17 protein-coding genes are annotated in these 15805 nt (G+C 68.0%); 1 reads left to right on the top strand and 16 read right to left on the bottom strand.

The annotated features are described in order from the left end of the window. Window positions 1–9: 9 nt before the first annotated feature. From ACZYSP_RS10455 to ACZYSP_RS10415, 9 genes are read right to left on the bottom strand one after another with little or no spacing between them, the layout of a single operon-like run. On the bottom strand, window positions 10–363 hold the full coding sequence (locus ACZYSP_RS10455) for a RidA family protein (RefSeq protein WP_093049240.1): 354 nt from the start codon (window positions 361–363) through the stop codon (window positions 10–12). Then, window positions 360–1517, bottom strand: a complete 1158-nt coding sequence (locus tag ACZYSP_RS10450) for an NAD(P)/FAD-dependent oxidoreductase (protein WP_093049242.1) — start codon at window positions 1515–1517, stop codon at window positions 360–362. Before ACZYSP_RS10450 ends, ACZYSP_RS10455 begins: the two co-directional genes overlap by 4 nt. After that, window positions 1514–2893 carry an NAD(P)/FAD-dependent oxidoreductase gene (locus ACZYSP_RS10445; RefSeq protein WP_093075651.1) on the bottom strand — a complete coding sequence of 460 codons (1380 nt, stop codon included), beginning with the start codon at window positions 2891–2893 and terminating at the stop codon, window positions 1514–1516. Before ACZYSP_RS10445 ends, ACZYSP_RS10450 begins: the two co-directional genes overlap by 4 nt. After that, on the bottom strand, window positions 2883–3248 hold the full coding sequence (locus ACZYSP_RS10440; RefSeq protein ID WP_093075650.1) for a (2Fe-2S)-binding protein: 366 nt from the start codon (window positions 3246–3248) through the stop codon (window positions 2883–2885). Before ACZYSP_RS10440 ends, ACZYSP_RS10445 begins: the two co-directional genes overlap by 11 nt. Continuing rightward, a complete protein-coding gene (locus ACZYSP_RS10435; protein ID WP_093075648.1) occupies window positions 3238–4374 on the bottom strand; it encodes an NAD(P)/FAD-dependent oxidoreductase in 1137 nt (378 codons plus the stop codon). The genes ACZYSP_RS10440 and ACZYSP_RS10435 overlap by 11 nt, the downstream gene beginning before the upstream one ends. 60 nt (window positions 4375–4434) lie before the next feature. Further along, complete coding sequence (locus tag ACZYSP_RS10430) at window positions 4435–5229, bottom strand: ABC transporter permease (protein ID WP_093049254.1); 795 nt, start codon at window positions 5227–5229, stop codon at window positions 4435–4437. Between the two features lie 16 nt (window positions 5230–5245). After that, window positions 5246–6124 (bottom strand): ABC transporter permease, encoded by an 879-nt coding sequence (locus ACZYSP_RS10425; protein ID WP_093049256.1) that lies wholly within the window; start codon window positions 6122–6124, stop codon window positions 5246–5248. Then, on the bottom strand, window positions 6117–7187 hold the full coding sequence (locus ACZYSP_RS10420) for an ABC transporter ATP-binding protein (RefSeq protein WP_093075647.1): 1071 nt from the start codon (window positions 7185–7187) through the stop codon (window positions 6117–6119). Before ACZYSP_RS10420 ends, ACZYSP_RS10425 begins: the two co-directional genes overlap by 8 nt. Window positions 7188–7193: 6 nt before the next feature. After that, window positions 7194–8258 (bottom strand): ABC transporter substrate-binding protein, encoded by a 1065-nt coding sequence (locus ACZYSP_RS10415; RefSeq protein WP_371258798.1) that lies wholly within the window; start codon window positions 8256–8258, stop codon window positions 7194–7196. A 185-nt stretch (window positions 8259–8443) separates the two neighbouring features. On the opposite strand from ACZYSP_RS10415, the gene ACZYSP_RS10410 reads away from it, so the two are divergent. Further along, window positions 8444–9352, top strand: coding sequence for a LysR substrate-binding domain-containing protein (locus tag ACZYSP_RS10410; RefSeq protein ID WP_093075645.1), 909 nt, complete (start codon window positions 8444–8446; stop codon window positions 9350–9352). A gap of 1 nt (window position 9353) precedes the next feature. On the opposite strand, the gene ACZYSP_RS10405 is transcribed toward ACZYSP_RS10410, so the two are convergent. The 7 genes from ACZYSP_RS10405 to ACZYSP_RS10375 form a co-directional block, all read right to left on the bottom strand. Continuing rightward, window positions 9354–10703: an amidase gene (locus ACZYSP_RS10405; protein ID WP_093075644.1), complete on the bottom strand. Its 1350-nt coding sequence runs from the start codon at window positions 10701–10703 to the stop codon at window positions 9354–9356. Continuing rightward, window positions 10703–11446 (bottom strand): DUF2848 domain-containing protein, encoded by a 744-nt coding sequence (locus ACZYSP_RS10400; RefSeq protein WP_093075642.1) that lies wholly within the window; start codon window positions 11444–11446, stop codon window positions 10703–10705. Before ACZYSP_RS10400 ends, ACZYSP_RS10405 begins: the two co-directional genes overlap by 1 nt. Next, a complete protein-coding gene (locus tag ACZYSP_RS10395) occupies window positions 11446–12771 on the bottom strand; it encodes an MFS transporter (RefSeq protein WP_426391782.1) in 1326 nt (441 codons plus the stop codon). The genes ACZYSP_RS10400 and ACZYSP_RS10395 overlap by 1 nt, the downstream gene beginning before the upstream one ends. Window positions 12772–12808: 37 nt before the next feature. Next, the gene (locus ACZYSP_RS10390; protein ID WP_093075641.1) at window positions 12809–13489 is read right to left on the bottom strand and encodes a DUF4286 family protein; all 681 of its coding nucleotides are present in this window, start codon (window positions 13487–13489) and stop codon (window positions 12809–12811) included. 144 nt (window positions 13490–13633) lie between these two features. Then, window positions 13634–14551 carry a LysR family transcriptional regulator gene (locus ACZYSP_RS10385; RefSeq protein WP_093049270.1) on the bottom strand — a complete coding sequence of 306 codons (918 nt, stop codon included), beginning with the start codon at window positions 14549–14551 and terminating at the stop codon, window positions 13634–13636. Window positions 14552–14598: 47 nt separating this feature from the next. Then, window positions 14599–14967 carry a nuclear transport factor 2 family protein gene (locus ACZYSP_RS10380; protein ID WP_093049273.1) on the bottom strand — a complete coding sequence of 123 codons (369 nt, stop codon included), beginning with the start codon at window positions 14965–14967 and terminating at the stop codon, window positions 14599–14601. Between the two features lie 109 nt (window positions 14968–15076). Beyond that, on the bottom strand, window positions 15077–15766 hold the full coding sequence (locus ACZYSP_RS10375; RefSeq protein WP_093049279.1) for a hypothetical protein: 690 nt from the start codon (window positions 15764–15766) through the stop codon (window positions 15077–15079). Window positions 15767–15805 lie beyond the last annotated feature (39 nt).

The raw sequence follows: 15805 nt of genomic DNA, 5'->3' as shown, positions 1-15805 counted from the left end.
CGCGACGCCCTACAGCGCCGCCGTCACGATGATCTCGACGCGCAGGTCGGGCGCTGCCAGCCTGGCCTCGCAGGTGGCCCGTGTGGGCATGGCATCGGCGGGAATCCACTCTGCCCAGGCGGCGTTCAGGCCGGCGAAATCTCGGTCGATGTCCTGCAGCCAGATCTGCACCGACAACAGGCGCGACTTGTTCGTGCCGACGCTCGCAAGGTAGCCGTCGATCTTGGCGAGGATGTCCGCGGCCTGCGCCTGGGCGTCGCCGCTGCGGTCGTTCGCGGTGACGCCTGCGACGTAGACCACCGAGTTGTGCACGACGATGCGGGAAAGGCGTGCGTTGGAGTCGTAGCGCTGGATGTCGCTCATGATGGTTGTCCTTGCTGGAGTGGTTGAAAAGTTGCGGCCGCTCGACGCGCGAAGCGGTCGACGGCAAAGGCTTCGATGGGCAGCGTGCTGCGGCCTTCGGTCACGAGCTCGGCAACGATCTGCCCGCCGATCGGCCCGAGCTCGAAGCCGTGCGCAGAAAAGCCGAAGGCATGCACGAGGTTCGGCGCCGCGCGGCTCGGGCCGATCACGGGAATACCGTCGGGCATGAAGGCCTCGACGCCGGCCCAGGCGCGGTTGACGCCCAGCGGCTTCAGGTGCGGGAACAAGTCGGTCACCGTGCGCGCGCTGCGGGCGAGCTTCGGCATGTCGACGATGCCATGCCGCGCGTCGAGGTCCGCGGTGCAGCGCAGCCCACCGCCGATCAGCACCGTGCCGTTCGCGAACTGCTTGAAGGACAGCGGCCGGCCGGTCGCGCCGAGCACCGGCGTGACGAAGGGCGGTGCACGGTGCGTGATCATGAGCATCAGCCCGCCCCCTTCGACCGGCACCGGGTCACCGGCCTGCGCGGCCAGCGTGCCGGCCCAGGCACCGGCGGCGTTGACCAGATGGGTGGCATCGAAGCTGCCACGCGTGGTTGCCACGTGCCAGCGGCCGGCGCGATGGTCGATGCGTTCGACGCGCGTCTCCTCGTGCACTTCTGCGCCGGCGCGCTGGGATGCCAGCCGGAATGCGGTGACGGCGCGGTACGGCAAGGCATGGCCGTCATCGCGCACCCAGATGCCGCCGACGACGTGCGGCGCAATGGCGGGCACGAGTTCGCGCACCTGTTTGGCGTCGACGAGTTCTTCATGGCCGAAGCCAAGCGAATGCAGACGCGCAACGGTGTCGCGCAGCGTCTGCAGTTCCTCATCGGTCTCGGCAACCTTCAATTGGCCGCTGGGCGCAAAACCCGCGTCATCGCCGACGAGTTCGGCCAGCCGGTGCCACATTGTTCGCGACGCCAGCGCGAGCGGAATCTCGGCGACGTGGCGCCCGAGCGTTCGCACGCCGCCCGCATTCACGCCGGAAGCATGGCGGCCACAGAACTCGGCTTCGAGCACGATGACCGCCAGCCCGCGCTGCGCAAGATGCAACGCGCTCGACAGGCCGTGCAGGCCGCCGCCAACGACGATCACATCCGCCGATCGCTTCATTCCGCGCCCGCGAGCTCGCCCAGCGAGATCGGCTTGATCGGCGGCCGGATGCGGTAGTAGCCCACTTCGGCCGGCGTCACGCCGCGCGCGTCCGCGATCAGCTCGGTCACGGTCAGGCCGCACTGGCGCCCCTGGCACGGGCCCATGCCGCAACGCCCGAAGGCCTTCGCCTGGTTCGGTCCGTCGCAGCCGAGCGCCACGAAATGCCGGATGGCGCCGGCAGCGACTTCCTCGCAGCGGCACACGATCACGTCGTCTGCCGGAATGCGGTTGGCCTTCTTGGGCCGGTACAGCGCATCGAGGAAGGGGCGGATGCGCAGGTGCTCGCGCAGCGCCGCGCGAAGCGGCTCGGCAAGCTTGTCGCGCTCCGCGGTGGTGATCCGGCCGAGCCCGTGCATCGCGCCGAGCGCCGCAAGCTCGCCCTGCTGCGCCGCCGCCAGCGCACCACCGATGCCGAGGCCGTCGCCGGCGACGTGGATGCCGGGCACGTCGAGTGCACCCCAGGCATCCGCCTCGGGCCGCCAGCACAGTTGTGCATCGTCCCACGTGTGTCTGGCCCGCAGCGACCAGGTGAATTGCGTGTTCGGCACCACGCCGTGGTGCAACAGAAGGGTCGAGGTTTCGATGCGATGCGCCTTGCCGCCGGCCGTGAAGCGCAGCGCCTCCACGCCGTCATCGCCTTCCGCTGCGAGGTTCTCGGCACCGGTGTGGAAGGGCACACCGGCGCGCTTCAGCACACGCATGAGCGACAGCCCTTTCTTCAGGTAGCGCCAGCCGGCCAGCGCGCCGCCGAGGTGCGAGAGCGCGCGGCGGTAGTCTTCCATCGACGTCGTGTCGACCAGCGCGCGAATTGGCACGCCCGCGCGCACGTACTGCCAGCCGAGCAGGTAGAGCAGCGGTCCGCAGCCCGCGAGCACGACGGGCTCGGCCGGCACCACGTCGGCGCTCTTCAGCAGGATTTGCGCAGCGCCAGCGGTGAGCACGCCCGGCAGCGTCCAGCCCGGGATCGGGAACGGACGCTCCATGGCGCCCGAGCAGAGCACGACGCGTCCGGCCTGCAGCGTTGAGGTCGCGCCGTCGCGCAGGTAATGCACAGCGCCGTCGGGCGTCACCTGCCAGACGGCGGCGTTGGTCAGGTGCCGGGCGCCGCTTGCAGCGAAGGCATCGGCGAGCGAGCGGCCGGCGGCGTAGTCCGGCCCGAGCAGGTCGACCCGGCGCGCCGGCGCGTCGGTGATGGCGCGATAGATCTGCCCGCCCGCACCGCGTTGCTCGTCGAGCACGACGACGCTGGCGCCGAGCCGCGCGGCAACGATGGCGGCCGACATGCCGGCCGGTCCGGCGCCAACGATGGCGATGTCGCAACGTTCATTCGACATGCGCGGCCTCTTCGGCTATCACGGCATCAGCGCCGTCGAAGGAACGCAGGCCGGCCTGCGTCTTTACCTGCATGCCTTCGGCCACCGCGACGAGGCAGCTCTGCCGGTTGGGCTGGCCGTCGATATCGACCAGGCAATCGAAGCACGCGCCCATCATGCAGTAGGGCGCGCGCGGCGCCCCGCTCACGGGCGTGGTGCGGAAGGTAGAGACACCGTTGGCGAGCAGGGCCGCGGCCACGCTGCAACCGGCCGGAGCCTGCAGGCCACGGCCATCGAAAAACAGGTTGACCATCGGCTCGCCGCGCGGCGAAGCATCGGCCGGAACCAGGGAGCGAAAGCGGACGTTAGTGGGCATGTTGGAAGGTCTCGTTGCCGTTGAGGAAGCGGTCACCGCTGAAAGATTCGATGCCGGCCGGTGCGCCGTCCCCGGCGCTGCCGGCGATCCACGGCGCGATGGAGAACGCATGGTTGGCGGCCAGCGTCACGCCGCTGTGACAGGTCACGACGAATGCGCCAGGGCACTGCGTCGATGCTTGGTAGATCGGAAAGCCGTCGGGCGTCATCACCCGCAGCGCGCCCCATGCGCGCACCAGCCGCAGGCTCTCCAGCACCGGAAAGCTGCGCACGCCGCGACGCGCGATGGTGCTCAGTACGTCGGCGGTCGTGCCGTCGTCGAGGCCGACGTCCTCGAGCGAATCGCCGAGCTGGATCGTGCCTTCGTCCGTCTGGCGCACGTAGGTGGTCGGATGGTCGAGAAAGCGGGCGACGCGTTCGCCGACCAGCACCTGGCCCCGGTTGGGTTGCACTGGCGCAAAGAGGCCGACCTGCGGCGCCAGCTCGCGGTTGCCGAGGCCGGCCGCGAGCACCACGCGCGGCGCGTGCCATATGGCCGTGCCGGCCTCGATCTCGAAGCCGCCGGCCTGCGGCGTGATCCGCATCGCCCGGCTGCCCTGCGCGAAGCGCACGCCGTGATGGCGGCAGGCCGCGTGCAGCGCCCGCAGCAGCTTCAGCGGATTGGCGTGGCCATCCATCCGCGTATAGCTCGCGCCGGCGACCGCGGGCCCGATGCCGGGCAGCCGTGCCTTGAGCGATGCGTGGTCCAGCATTTCGAAGGAGTAGTTGCCGTCGAGCGCGTCGCTGATGCTGCGCATGCGCGCTTCGCGTGCCTGCATCTCCTCGTCGGAAAAGCAGAAATGAAAGCCGCCGGGCTGGCGCAGCTGCACGTCGATGCCGGTGTCGGTATTCAGTGCCTCGGCGAGCTGCGGCCATTGCGCGGCCGACCTCATCGTCCAGCGCGCATACGGCGTCATGCCGAAGCCCTTGCCCTGGACCCATACGAGTCCGAAGTTGCCGCGCGACGCACGAAAGGCATCGTCGCCCTCGTCGAGGACGGTCACGCGAGTGCCGTTGCGCGCCGCGCCGTAGGCCAGCGCGGTGCCGACCAGGCCGCCGCCGACGACGATCAAATCACTTGTGTTCATGGAATGCAGAAAAAGAAATGCCCGGATGCGAGCAGATGGGCAGAGGCGGGCAGGGCGCGCTCAGCCCTTGCCGATCAGCACGCGGTCGAGACCGACGAGGCGGTCGAGCAGCACCATCAGCACCACCGTGCCGGCGATGAGCACGGTCGATACCGACGCCACCAGCGGGTCGATGGTCTGCGCGATCTGGTTGTACATGGCGACCGGCAGAGTCGTGGTGCCCGGCGTGGCGACGAACACGGTCATGGTGAGCTCGTCGAAGCTCTGGATGAAGGCGAGCATCCAGCCGCCGACCACGCCCGGCAGGATCAGCGGCAGCACGATGCGGCGGAACGCGGTCATGCGGTTCGCGCCGAGCGAGAGCGCGGCCTTCTCTGCATCGCGATCGAGGCCCGTGGCCGAGGCCAGCACCAGCCGCAGTGCGTAGGGCATGACCACCACCACGTGCGTCAGCGCGAGCCACGCGAACGACCCCGACACGCCCACCGTGGTGAAGAAGCGCAGGAACGCCACGCCCAGCACCACATGCGGAATCATCAGCGGCGACATGAAGAAGGCCGCGAGCACGCCGCGCCCCGGAAAGCGGTAGCGCACCAGCGCCAGCGCGGCCGGCACTGCCAGCACCACGGCGACGGTCGCGCTCGCAAGGCCGAGCCAGAGCGAGATCCAGAACGCGTTGACCAGCTCGGTGGCGCCGCCGATGGCGCGGAACCAGCGCAGCGAGAAGCCGTCGGTCGGCAGCGAGATGTAGCCCTTGCCTGTGAACGACACCAGCACCACCACGACCAGCGGCGCCAGGATGAAGGCGATGAAGATCGCGTGGTAGACGAGGGAGAGCAGTCCGTTCTTGCGCATGTCGTGCCTCTTTTTCTCAGCCTTCGAAGACCTGTGCGTAGCGCCGCTCGAGCCAGCGGTTGAAGCCGGCGATGACGATGACGTTGGCCACCAGGAGCAGGATCGCGATCGACGCGCCCAGCGGCCAGTTCAGCGTGCTCAGGAACTCGTCGTACGCGGCCGTGGCCACCACCTTGAGCCGGCGCCCGCCAAGAATGGCCGGCGTGGCGAAGGCCGAGGCCGCCAGCGCGAACACGATGATCCCGCCCGACAGGATGCCTGGCAGGATCTGCGGCAGGATGACCCGGCGAAACACCGTGAAAGGCGCCGCGCCGAAGGAGAGCCCCGCGTTCTCGACCTGCGGATCGAGCTTCTGCAGCGAGGCCCACACCGAGATCACCATGAACGGCATCAGCACGTGCGTGAGCGCGATGACCACCCCGGTCATCGTGAACAGCAGGCGTACCGGTTCGTCCGTGAGGCCGAGCGCCCGCAGGCCCGCATTGATGAGCCCGTTGTTGCCCATGAGGATGGCCCAGCCCAGCGTGCGGACCACGACCGAGACCAGCAGCGGGCCAAGAATGACGATCAGGAAGATGCCGCGCCACGGCGCCTTCATGCGCGACAGGATGATGGTTTCCGGGACGCCGAACAGCACCGACAGCAGCGTGACCGCGAGCGCCAGGCCGGCCGTGCGCAGGAAGATCTCGTAGTAGTACGGGTCCGAGAAAACTTCGAAGTAGTTGCGCGCGGTGAAATCCGGCAGCACACCGCGCGTGCCGTCGAACGAATGGAATGACAACACCGCGGTGAGCGCGAGCGGAATCACCAGCAGCCCGAGAAACAGCAGCAGCGCGGGCGCGCTGAGGAACCAGGGCGCAGAACCCGCGCGCGGCCCGGAGGCTGCCTCAGCCATTCGCGGCCTCCGTGTCGAGCAGGCGCAGGTCGTCGTCCAGCCAGTGCAGCGCGACGGCTTCGCCTTCGGCCGGTGGCACCGCGCCGATGTTGGGATGGCTTACGCGCATCGGCCCGAGCGCGCTGTCGACCTCGACCAGCCAGTGGTTGCCCAGGAAGAGCCTCGTGCGGATGGTGGCCGGAATGCCGTTCGCGGCCGAGGCCGGCGCAAGCTTCACCTTCTCGGGCCGAACATAGACGTTGACCTCGCGCGCAAGCGGCTTTTCCTGGTGCGGCACGTGCAGCAGCGAATCGCCGACACGCACTTCGCAGCAGCGCATGTTGCGGGCTTCGACGACACCTTTCAGCACGTTCGTCTTGCCGAGGAAGGACGAGGCGAATGCGGATTCGGGTCGCTCGTACGCCTCGTAGGGCGTGGCGAGCTGCACGATGCGCCCGCCGTGCATGACCGCGATGCGGTCGCTCATGGTCATGGCCTCGACCTGGTCGTGCGTGACCAGGATCGTGGTGATGCCAAGGTGCCGCTGGATGCCGCGCAGCTCGACGTGCATGTCCTCGCGCAGCTTCGCGTCGAGGTTCGACATCGGCTCGTCGAGCAGCAGCACCTCGGGGCGCACCGCCAGCGCACGGGCGATGGCAACGCGTTGCCGCTGGCCGCCCGAGAGTTCCTTTGGATAGCGCTTGCCCAGGCCCGGCAGCCGCACGAGCTCGAGCGTCTCGTCGATGCGTTTCAACTTCTCGGCGCCCCGCATGCCGCGCATCTCGAGGCCGAAGCCGATGTTGTCGGCCACGGTCATGTGCGGAAACAGCGCATAGCTCTGGAACACTACACCCATGCCGCGCTTCTCCGGCCGCATGGCCGTGATGTCGGCGCCGTTCAGGCGGATGCGTCCGCGCGTCGGCTCGACGAAGCCCGCCACCATCTGCAGGGTGGTGGTCTTGCCGCAGCCCGAGGGGCCGAGCAGCGAGATGAACTCGCCGCGCTCGACGTCCAGGCTCAGGCTCTCCACGGCGCGGAAGTCGCCGAAGGTCTTGCCGAGTTGATCGAGTTGAAGGAAGGTCATGCTTGCTCAGCGTTCGACGGTGCGGTTCCAGCGGTTGGTCCACTCGGCGCGCTTCTCGTTGACCAGCGTCCAGTCGGTGGGCAGCAGCTTGTCCATCTGTTCCTTGCCGTACGGCACCTTGGCCGCCACTGCCGGTGCCAGCTTGGTGGTCGAGTTGGCCGGGCCCCAGCCCTGCGTGTCGGCGAGGATGGCTTGCACTTCAGGCGTCAGCAGGTAGTTGACGAAGGCCTGCGAGAGCGCCGGGGCGGTGTTCTGCGCCACCGGGCAGGCAGCTATCAGCAGGGCCGGCGCGCCTTCCTTCGGAATCACGAATTGCACCGGGAAGCCCGTGTCCTTCAGCGCCTGCACGCGGCCGCTGCCCCACACGGCCAGCATGATGTCGTTGTTCTGGAACAGCTCGGTCATCTTGCCCGGCGACGGTTCCCACGCCAGCACGTTGGGCCCGACTTCGCGCGCCATTGCCGTGAAACCCGGGTCGATGTTCTTGTCGCCGCCCTTGCGCAGCTTGGCGAAGGTCAGCAGCGTCTGCAGGCCGTAGGTGTTGCTGATCGGCGGGATCGCGACCTTCTGCTTGAAGCGCTTGTCGGTGAGCACCTCCCACGAATCCGGCGGAGGCAGGTTCGCCTTCTTGAAGGCTTCGGTGTTGTAGGCGATGCCGGCGGCGACGATGCCCACGCCGACTGCGCTGTCGGTCATGCGTGCGACGGAGTACAGGTCTTTCAGCACCGGCTGGTTGCCCAGCTTGTCGCAGAAGCCGAACTGCACGGCCTGGTACATCGGGCCGTCGTCGAGCAGCACGACGTTGAGTTCCTGCTTGCCCTTTTGTGCCTGCAGCTTGGCCAGTGTGTCGGTCGAGTTGCCCGACACGTAGACGATCCTGGCGTTGTGCTTAGCCTCGAACGCGGGGATCAGCTTCTCCTTGAAGGCCTTCTCGGTCGAGCCGCCGTAGGAGCCGACGTAGAGCGTGGTCGGCTGCTGGGCTGACGCGATGGTTGCTGCGGCAAGGGCGCAGAAGGCCAGCACGGTGGACAGCGCCGCATTCACGGCCGCGGAAACGGGACGAAGCATCATGGGATTTCCTTTGTTGCGCACCAAAAAGTCCGGGTTTTCCCTATCGTGATGCGTTTCTCTTATGGTGCACCAGAATGGGTTCCGCAGTTCGTTTCACTCGAAGAACGCAGATTAACGATGCGTTTGTTCGCTGAACAATCGTTTTTTTTCAGAAGGCCATAACATTCATGTATGGAGTGCCCGACATGAAGATTCGTCAATTGGAGGCCTTTCGCGCCGTGATGCTGTGGCAAACCGTGACACGCGCGGCCGAGTCGCTGCACGTGTCGCAGCCTGCCGTCACGCGGCTGATTGCCGACCTGGAGGAAAGCGTGGGCTTCCCGCTTTTCCTGCGTGTGCGGGGGCGCCTGCAACCCACCGCGGAGGCCGAGGCGCTGAACGAGGAGGTCGAGCGCTCGCTGCTCGGCATGGAGCGCATTGCGCGAACCGCCGAGGAGATCCGGTCGCTGCAGCGCGGCGCGCTGCGCATTGCCGCCGCGCCGGCATTGGCGCTGTCTTTCCTGCCGCGCGCAATTGCGGGCTTCCTGGCCGAGCACAACGACATCCGGGTGTCGCTCGCCAACCATTCCTCGCGCACGGTGGTGGACCTGGTGGTGGGCGAGCGCTGCGACGTCGGATTCGTCATCCTGCCGGTAAGCCATTCGAGCACGCACGGTGAGCGGCTGATCGCGACCCGGATGGTCTGCGTGATGCGCAGCGATCACCGGCTCGCGAAGAAAAAGGTGATCCGTCCTCCGGACCTGGCTGGCGAGCACTTCGTCTCGCATCCGCATGTGATCGAATCGCGGCTGCATGTTGACGCGCTCTTCGCGTCCTACGGCATCGAGCGCAAGCTGCAGGTCGAGACACAGGTGTCGGCCGGCGTTTGCGCCATGGTGGCTGCCGGCCTCGGCGTGTCGCTGGTGGACCCGATCACCGCGCTGGAGCACGCCGGCCAGGGCCTGAGCTTCCTGCCCTTCGAGCCGGAAATGGTGACGGATTTTTCCGTGCTCACGCCGGTGCGGCGGAGCTCGTCATTGCTGGTGAGCGCCTTCGTCGATCACGTGCGCAAGTTCGCCGTGGCGCAACTCGACCCGAGATTCGTCAGCCCCTGATTTACGTTCCGGATTCGGGCAGCGCAGCCTCCACAGCCAGCGCCACCGCCGCGAGCCGTGCGTCGTCGCCGCGCACCGAGGCCAGCATCAGCCCCACCGGCAGTTTGCCCGGCGCATGGCAGGGCAGGCTGAAGGCGCAGCCGTCGAGCAGGTTGATCGCGAAGGTGTTGCGCAGCAGTAGGCCGTTGGCCTTGAAGAAGGCGGCGTCTTCCGCCAGCGCCGCAATGGGCGGCGCGACGATCGGCACGGTCGGGCACACGAGGGCGTCGAAGCCTTCGATGGCCTGTTCGACGCGGCCGATCCAGTCGCGCCGGCGGTCCTGCATGGCGATGTAGTCGGCGGCGCGCACTTCGGTGCCGAGCGCAATGCGGGCGGCCACGCGCGAATCGAAGCCGCTGCGCTTTGCGGCGAAGCGCTCGCGGTGCACCGCAGAGGCCTCGACCGGCGAGAAGCCGCCGGGCGCGTTGACGGTCGCGATCTCGGCGAGTTCGGCCAGCGTGATGTCCACGATCTGCGCGCCAGCGGCCGATAGGGCCTGCAGCGCGCGGTCGAAGGCGTGCGCCACTGCGGGCTCGATATCGTCGAACATCATCGTCCGCGGCACGGCAAGGCGCATGCCCTGCAGCGGGCGGCGGCGCACCGCGAGCGGTGCATCGGCAATGGCCGCATCGGCGATCAGGCAGTCTTCCACGCTGCGGGCCATGGCGCAGACCGTGTCGAGCGAGCGCGCCAGTTCGAAGGCGCCGGTGCGCGGCACGCGCGACTGGGTGCTCTTGAAGCCCACGAGCCCGCACAGCGCGGCAGGAATGCGGATGGAGCCGCCCGTGTCCGAGCCCAGCCCCGCGACAGCGAGGCCGAGCGCCACCGACACCGCAGCGCCCGACGACGAACCACCCGGGATGCGCGCCGTGGCTTCGTCGGCCGGGTTGTGCGGCGTGCCGTGGTGCGGGTTGATGCCCACGCCCGAGAACGCGAACTCGGTCATGTTGGTCTTGCCGACGATGGCGGCGCCTTGCGTGCGCAGCCGCGTCACGGCGACTGCGTCGCGCGTGGCCGGCGGCTCGCCTGCGCAGACGGCGGAGCCGGCCATGGTGGTCTCGCCGGCCACGTCGTAGAGGTCCTTGACCGACACGGGCAGGCCGGCGAGCGGGCCGAGTTCGATGCCGGCCTTGCGCGCCGCATCGGCGTGCCGGGCTGTAGCGAGCGCGGCATCGGCGTAGAGCCGCGTGAAGACGTGCTCGGCAGCGGGTTGCGTGGCCGCTTCGAGCACCTGTTCGATCAGTGCCTCGTGCGACAGCTCGCCGCGCGCGATGCGTTCGCGCAGGGCTGCGATGGTGAAGACGTCTTTCATCACGCCACCACCGGCAGCGCTTCCACCGCATAGCGATGCACGATGCGGCGCTGCAGCTTCGGGTCGTGCAGTTCGATTTCCATCTGCCCGGCGGGGCGGATGCCTTCGCCCTTCGCGTTGGGCAGTGCGCCCAGCGTGCCGCAGGTCATGAACAGCCCCTCGGGTGCGCTGCCGGCGCCGGGCATGCCGTCGCGCAGCGCGGCCAGCGGCCGGATCGATGCGAGCGTGCCGCGCTGGTAGTCGGTCCAGCGGCCATCCTCGAAGATGCGCGAGCGCAGTTCGAGTGAGTCCTGGTGCGCCTGCACGTCGCGCCAGCGCCATGCGGTCTCGGCCACGGGCTTGGCGCACATCTGCTTCGAAACGGCCACCGAATAGCTCTCGACATGCCGGTCGGTGTGATCAGAGGCCACGCTCAGCCACCACTCGCCCTGCGAGAAGAAGAACACGGGCTCGGCCTCGCCGGAGCTCTGGTCGCCCAGCGCCTCGATGGCCGGCGATTGCGTCAGCAGCTGGGCCGCCACGCGGTAGTACAGCGGCACGCTCGAAGGGCGCGGCACGCCGAGCTCCACCAGTTCTTCGATGTGGTGCTCGATGGCAGCGATGTCGCGGCCGGTCCAGCCCGCCACCACCAGCGCACGGGGCGCGATGCTGTGCAGGGCGGTAGAGCGGGTGCCGTCGTCGGCAATGCTCTCGCAGGCGAAGCGCAGGGGGGAGTGCAGAGGGGAATGCATGCTCGTCGTCATCAGTTCTCCAGTGGGCGCTTGGCGGTTTCGCGGGCCACCACGAGGGCGATCAGCGTCAGGCCCAGTGCGGCCACCACGTACAACGACACGGCCACCGTGGTGCCCCACGACTTGAACAGGCTCGCGATGATCAGCGGCGCGAAGCCACCGCCCACGATGCCGGCCAGCGTGTAGGCCAGCGAGGCGCCCGCATAGCGCACGCGGCCGGGGAACTGCTCGGTCACGAAGGCGGCCTGCGGGCCGTACATCATTGCGTGGATCAAGAGGCCAACCACCACCGCCGCGCAGATGGCGACCGGTTGCGCGCTGTCCATCAGCACGAAGAACACGAAGGCCCACACCATGCCCAGCAGCGCGCCGGCAATGTAGACCGGCCGGCGGCCGATGCGGTCAGACAGGCTGCCGAACCACGGCACTGCAATCGCGTTGCAGGCCGCGCCGATCATCGTGGCGGTGAGCGCCAGCGGCCGCGACAGGTGCAGCACCGTCGTCACGTAGGTCAGCGTGAACACCACCACCAGCGCGTACAGCACGTCGGAGCCGATGCGCGAGCCGCCGGCCACCAGCAGGCTGCGCCAGTGCTGGGTGAACACTTCCTTGATGGGGGTCTTGGCGGTGGCCTTCTTCTCTTCCATCTCGCGGAACACGGGAGTCTCGTCAACACCGCGGCGCAGCCACAGGCCGAACAGCACCAGCGCGACGCTGGAGATCAGCGGCAGGCGCCAGCCCCAGGCCTGGAACTCTTCCGGGCTCAGCCAGGCCGACACGATGGCGATGAAGCCGGTGCCGATCAGCGTGCCGCACGACGGGCCGACCTGCGTGAACGAGGCGTTGCGGCCGCGCTCGTCGGGCTTGCCGTGTTCCATCGACAGCAGCACCGCGCCGGCCCATTCGCCGCCGAGCGCCACGCCCTGCACGAAGCGCAGCGCAACCAGTGCCACCGGCGCCCAGATGCCCCAGGTCGCATAGGTGGGCAGCAGGCCCATCAGGCCAGTGGACACACCCATGATGACCAGCGTGGCCACCAGCACGAAGCGCCGGCCCAGCCGGTCGCCGAGGTGGCCGAACACCATGCCGCCCAGCGGACGCGAGATGTAGCCGACCGCATAGGTCGAGAACGCGAGGATGGTGCCGGTGAGCGGGTCGAACGACGGGAAGAACACCGCGTTGAAGACCAGCGCGGCCATGATGTTGTAGACGGTGAAGTCGTACCACTCCAGCGTGGTGCCGATGGAGCTGGCCATGGCCAGGCGGCCCATCTTGGCGGACCCGGGCGCGGGCGGCGTGGCTGCGGTGGCCGCAGCGGGGAGAACATGTTCGGTCATCGGAATACCTTTGTTCAGGGAGGAGATGGAAGTCGGGTCAGCCCAGCTCGGCCGCGCTCAGCTTCCAGCCGAGAGCGAGCAGCCAGCCTGTGGTGGGGTCGGCATCGAAGGCGCCGGCGGCCGTGGCACGTGCGGTGCGTGCGGCAGCGGCGCTGCTGGTTTCGATCACCAGCATCGGCTGCAGCACGCGGCCTTCGGTGGATTCGCGCGGCAGCGGCGTGCTGAGCGCGGTGTCGGGCACGAGCAGGTACGACTGCACGAAGCCTGCCTGCTCTTTCTTCAGCTGAAGGCCGGTGCGCTCTGCGCTTTGCACCAGCGCTTCAGCGTCGGCGGCCACCGGCAGGGGCAGCACGACCACGTGGCTGCCGCTGCCGAAACCCGTGACGGCGCGCACGGCGCAGACGCGGCGTACTGGCTGGCGCATGCGGTCGAGGTTGGCGATGGACCACGGCGTCTGCTTCTCGAAAGCGGCGCGGTAGCCGGGCGAACCGAACACCGCCAGCGATTCGGTGCGGTACAGCCCGAGGTACTTGCGGCCGCCTTCGAGCGAGAAGTAGCGCGCGCCCGAGAGAAAGCCGGGGATGCGCACGCGCTCTTCCACGTGCTCCTGGTCGTACCAGCGGTTGAAGTCGGCATCGTCGGCCGGCTCGACATCGGAAGCGACGAACAGCAGGCCGTTCGCGTTCGCTGCGGGGAAAGAAAGGTCAGGTGTGTTCATGGCGGCGGAAGAGCAGGCGGGCCTTCGAAAAATGAAGGCGCGATCTTCCGTCGCGGGGTCGAACTGTCACAAACGAGTTTTTCTGGGCTACAGCCACAAGAATTACTGGCCCCTTTTCGGGGCCGAAATGCGCTGTTTTGAGGGTTAACCCTCTGCCGATGCGCTCCAGGTTGGTGCGATTGCCGACGTGGTGAACTGGTCGGAAGCGCGGCACGCCAGCTCGGCCACGAGCCGGATGGCGTCGGAGTCTGCGGCTTCGAGGTGGCTCACCACGATGCGCTGCGGCGAGATGAGCGCGTCGCACTCGATGATCCGCACGTCGCCGATGGCCACGTATTCATAGCAGGGCGGCAGCGGCACCAGCGCGTTGCCGAAGCCCGCCTTCACCAGCCGCGCCAATGCAGAGATCGAGCTCACGCAGTGCACCTTGCCCAGCGGAATGCCGGCCGCGCGGAACAGGTTCTTCAGCGCCTCGTGCGGCTGCGAGCCGGGGCTCATCGTGAGCACGGGCTGGCGCAGCAACTGCTCGACCGTCTGCATGGGCTCGGCGCCGGGCGGCCCGACCCAGCCCATGGGCATCGGCAGGCAGGGCGTGCTCACGATGCCCGCGCCGGCGATGTGATCGGTCTGCAGCGCGATGTCGAGCGCGCCTTCGCGCAGGCCTCGGTGCAGGGCCAGCGTGGTCTCGGAGGTCAGCTGCACCTCGATGCCCGGGTAGGTGGAGCGCAGGTTGGTGAGAAAGCCCAGCAGCCAGGTATGGACGACGGTCTCGATGGCGCCGATGCGAACCAGGCCGAGGATGTCTTCGCGCGGACGGCCGAGCGAGACGATCTCGCGGCGCAACTCGAGCAGGCGCTCGCCGTAGTCCATCAGCCGCACGCCGACCGGTGTGAGCCGCAGCTCGCGCGCATCGCGTTCGAACAGGCGCGCGCCGATGTCTTCTTCGAGGGAGGCGACGCGGTTGGACACCGCCGCCTGCGTGATGTGGAGCCGGTCGCTCGCCGCGCGGAAGCTGCCGAGCCGTGCGGCCCAGAGAAAGGCTTCTACAAATCGTGTATTCATGGGGGCACCTGCAGGCATTTTGCCGGTGTTCGTGCCCCCGGGGCGCCTCAGCCGCCCATCGAATAGAAGAACTCTTCGCGCACGATGGCCCCGTCCTTGACGGTGTAGAGGCCTGCTTCTTCCATCTGGAAGCGCTGGCCCGTGGGCTTCATGGTCACGTCGAAATCGAAGCCGACGATGAAGCGGTCGTCATGCGGCCAGGGGCCAGTGATCTTGAACGAATGCACTTCGTGGTTGTCGCTCCACCACTTGCCCTTGGCCTCGATGGCTGCCAGGCCGACGGCTTCGCGCTGCTGGCCGGGCGGGGCGCCCGCCTCGACGCTCACCGCGTCATCGGCGTAGAGCGATTTCGCGTCCTCGAACTTTCCTTCTCTGCACAGCGCGACGAGCTTGTTCGCGATTTCGAGCGTGGTCATGGTTGTCTCCTGGGGAAGGGGCGGGTGGGAAAGCAGTTTAGGCCGATGGGCGCGTCAGAGGGCGTTCAACACTGCCTGTGTCGCGGTCAGCCGGGGTTCAGTGACGGCGTCAGCAGAAAACAATCGCCGTCTTGTGCGCAATGCTCAGCCGCGCCGATTCATACAGCAGCAGCCAAGACACGTATTCCCGGTACAGGCCGCCGTCTTCCTCGATCAGCGCGTCGATGCGTTCCGCTTCCTCGTCCGAGAGCTTGCCGTTGTCGAGGTGGATGCCCAGGGCCGGAGCCACGAACACGAGTTCTTCGAGCAGGCGGTAGGACGAGCCGAGCATGCCGCCGGGGAGGCCGGCTTCCTCTTCCTCCTCGTCTTCGTCGTCCTCGTCATCCTCTTCGCAGCTGTCATCCCCGTCGAACAGCACATCCTTGAAATCGATGGGAACGTAGAAGCCTTCCGCATCCGAGTGGCACAGCAGGTGGCTTGCCGAGCCGTCGAGCAGCGCCTGGATCTTCGGGTCGGCCGTGGGGTCGACGTCGTCCGGCAGCGGCGTCGCTACCCAGTCGGGCGAGAGCAGTCGGTGGGCGTAGGCGCGGCGCAGGTAGTGGATGAAGGAATACGGGAAGCCGTCGATCGAAGCGCGCGAGTCGAGCTCCATCGGCTCGCGTGGCTCCGTGTGCTGGGGAAGCCCCGCGGCGGCCAGCACGCGGTTGGCTTCGGCCAGTTCTTCCTCGAAGCCCTCGGCGCTTTCGGGATCGTCTTCGAGCAATTCGGCGAGCATGCCGACACAGACAGCCAGACCCATGATCTTTCCTCCAGGTTGTTGGTTCGCCGCGATGGTGAC

This window comes from Variovorax sp. F042 (assembly GCF_057814215.1).
This window is presented reverse-complemented; position numbering and strand designations above follow the sequence as displayed.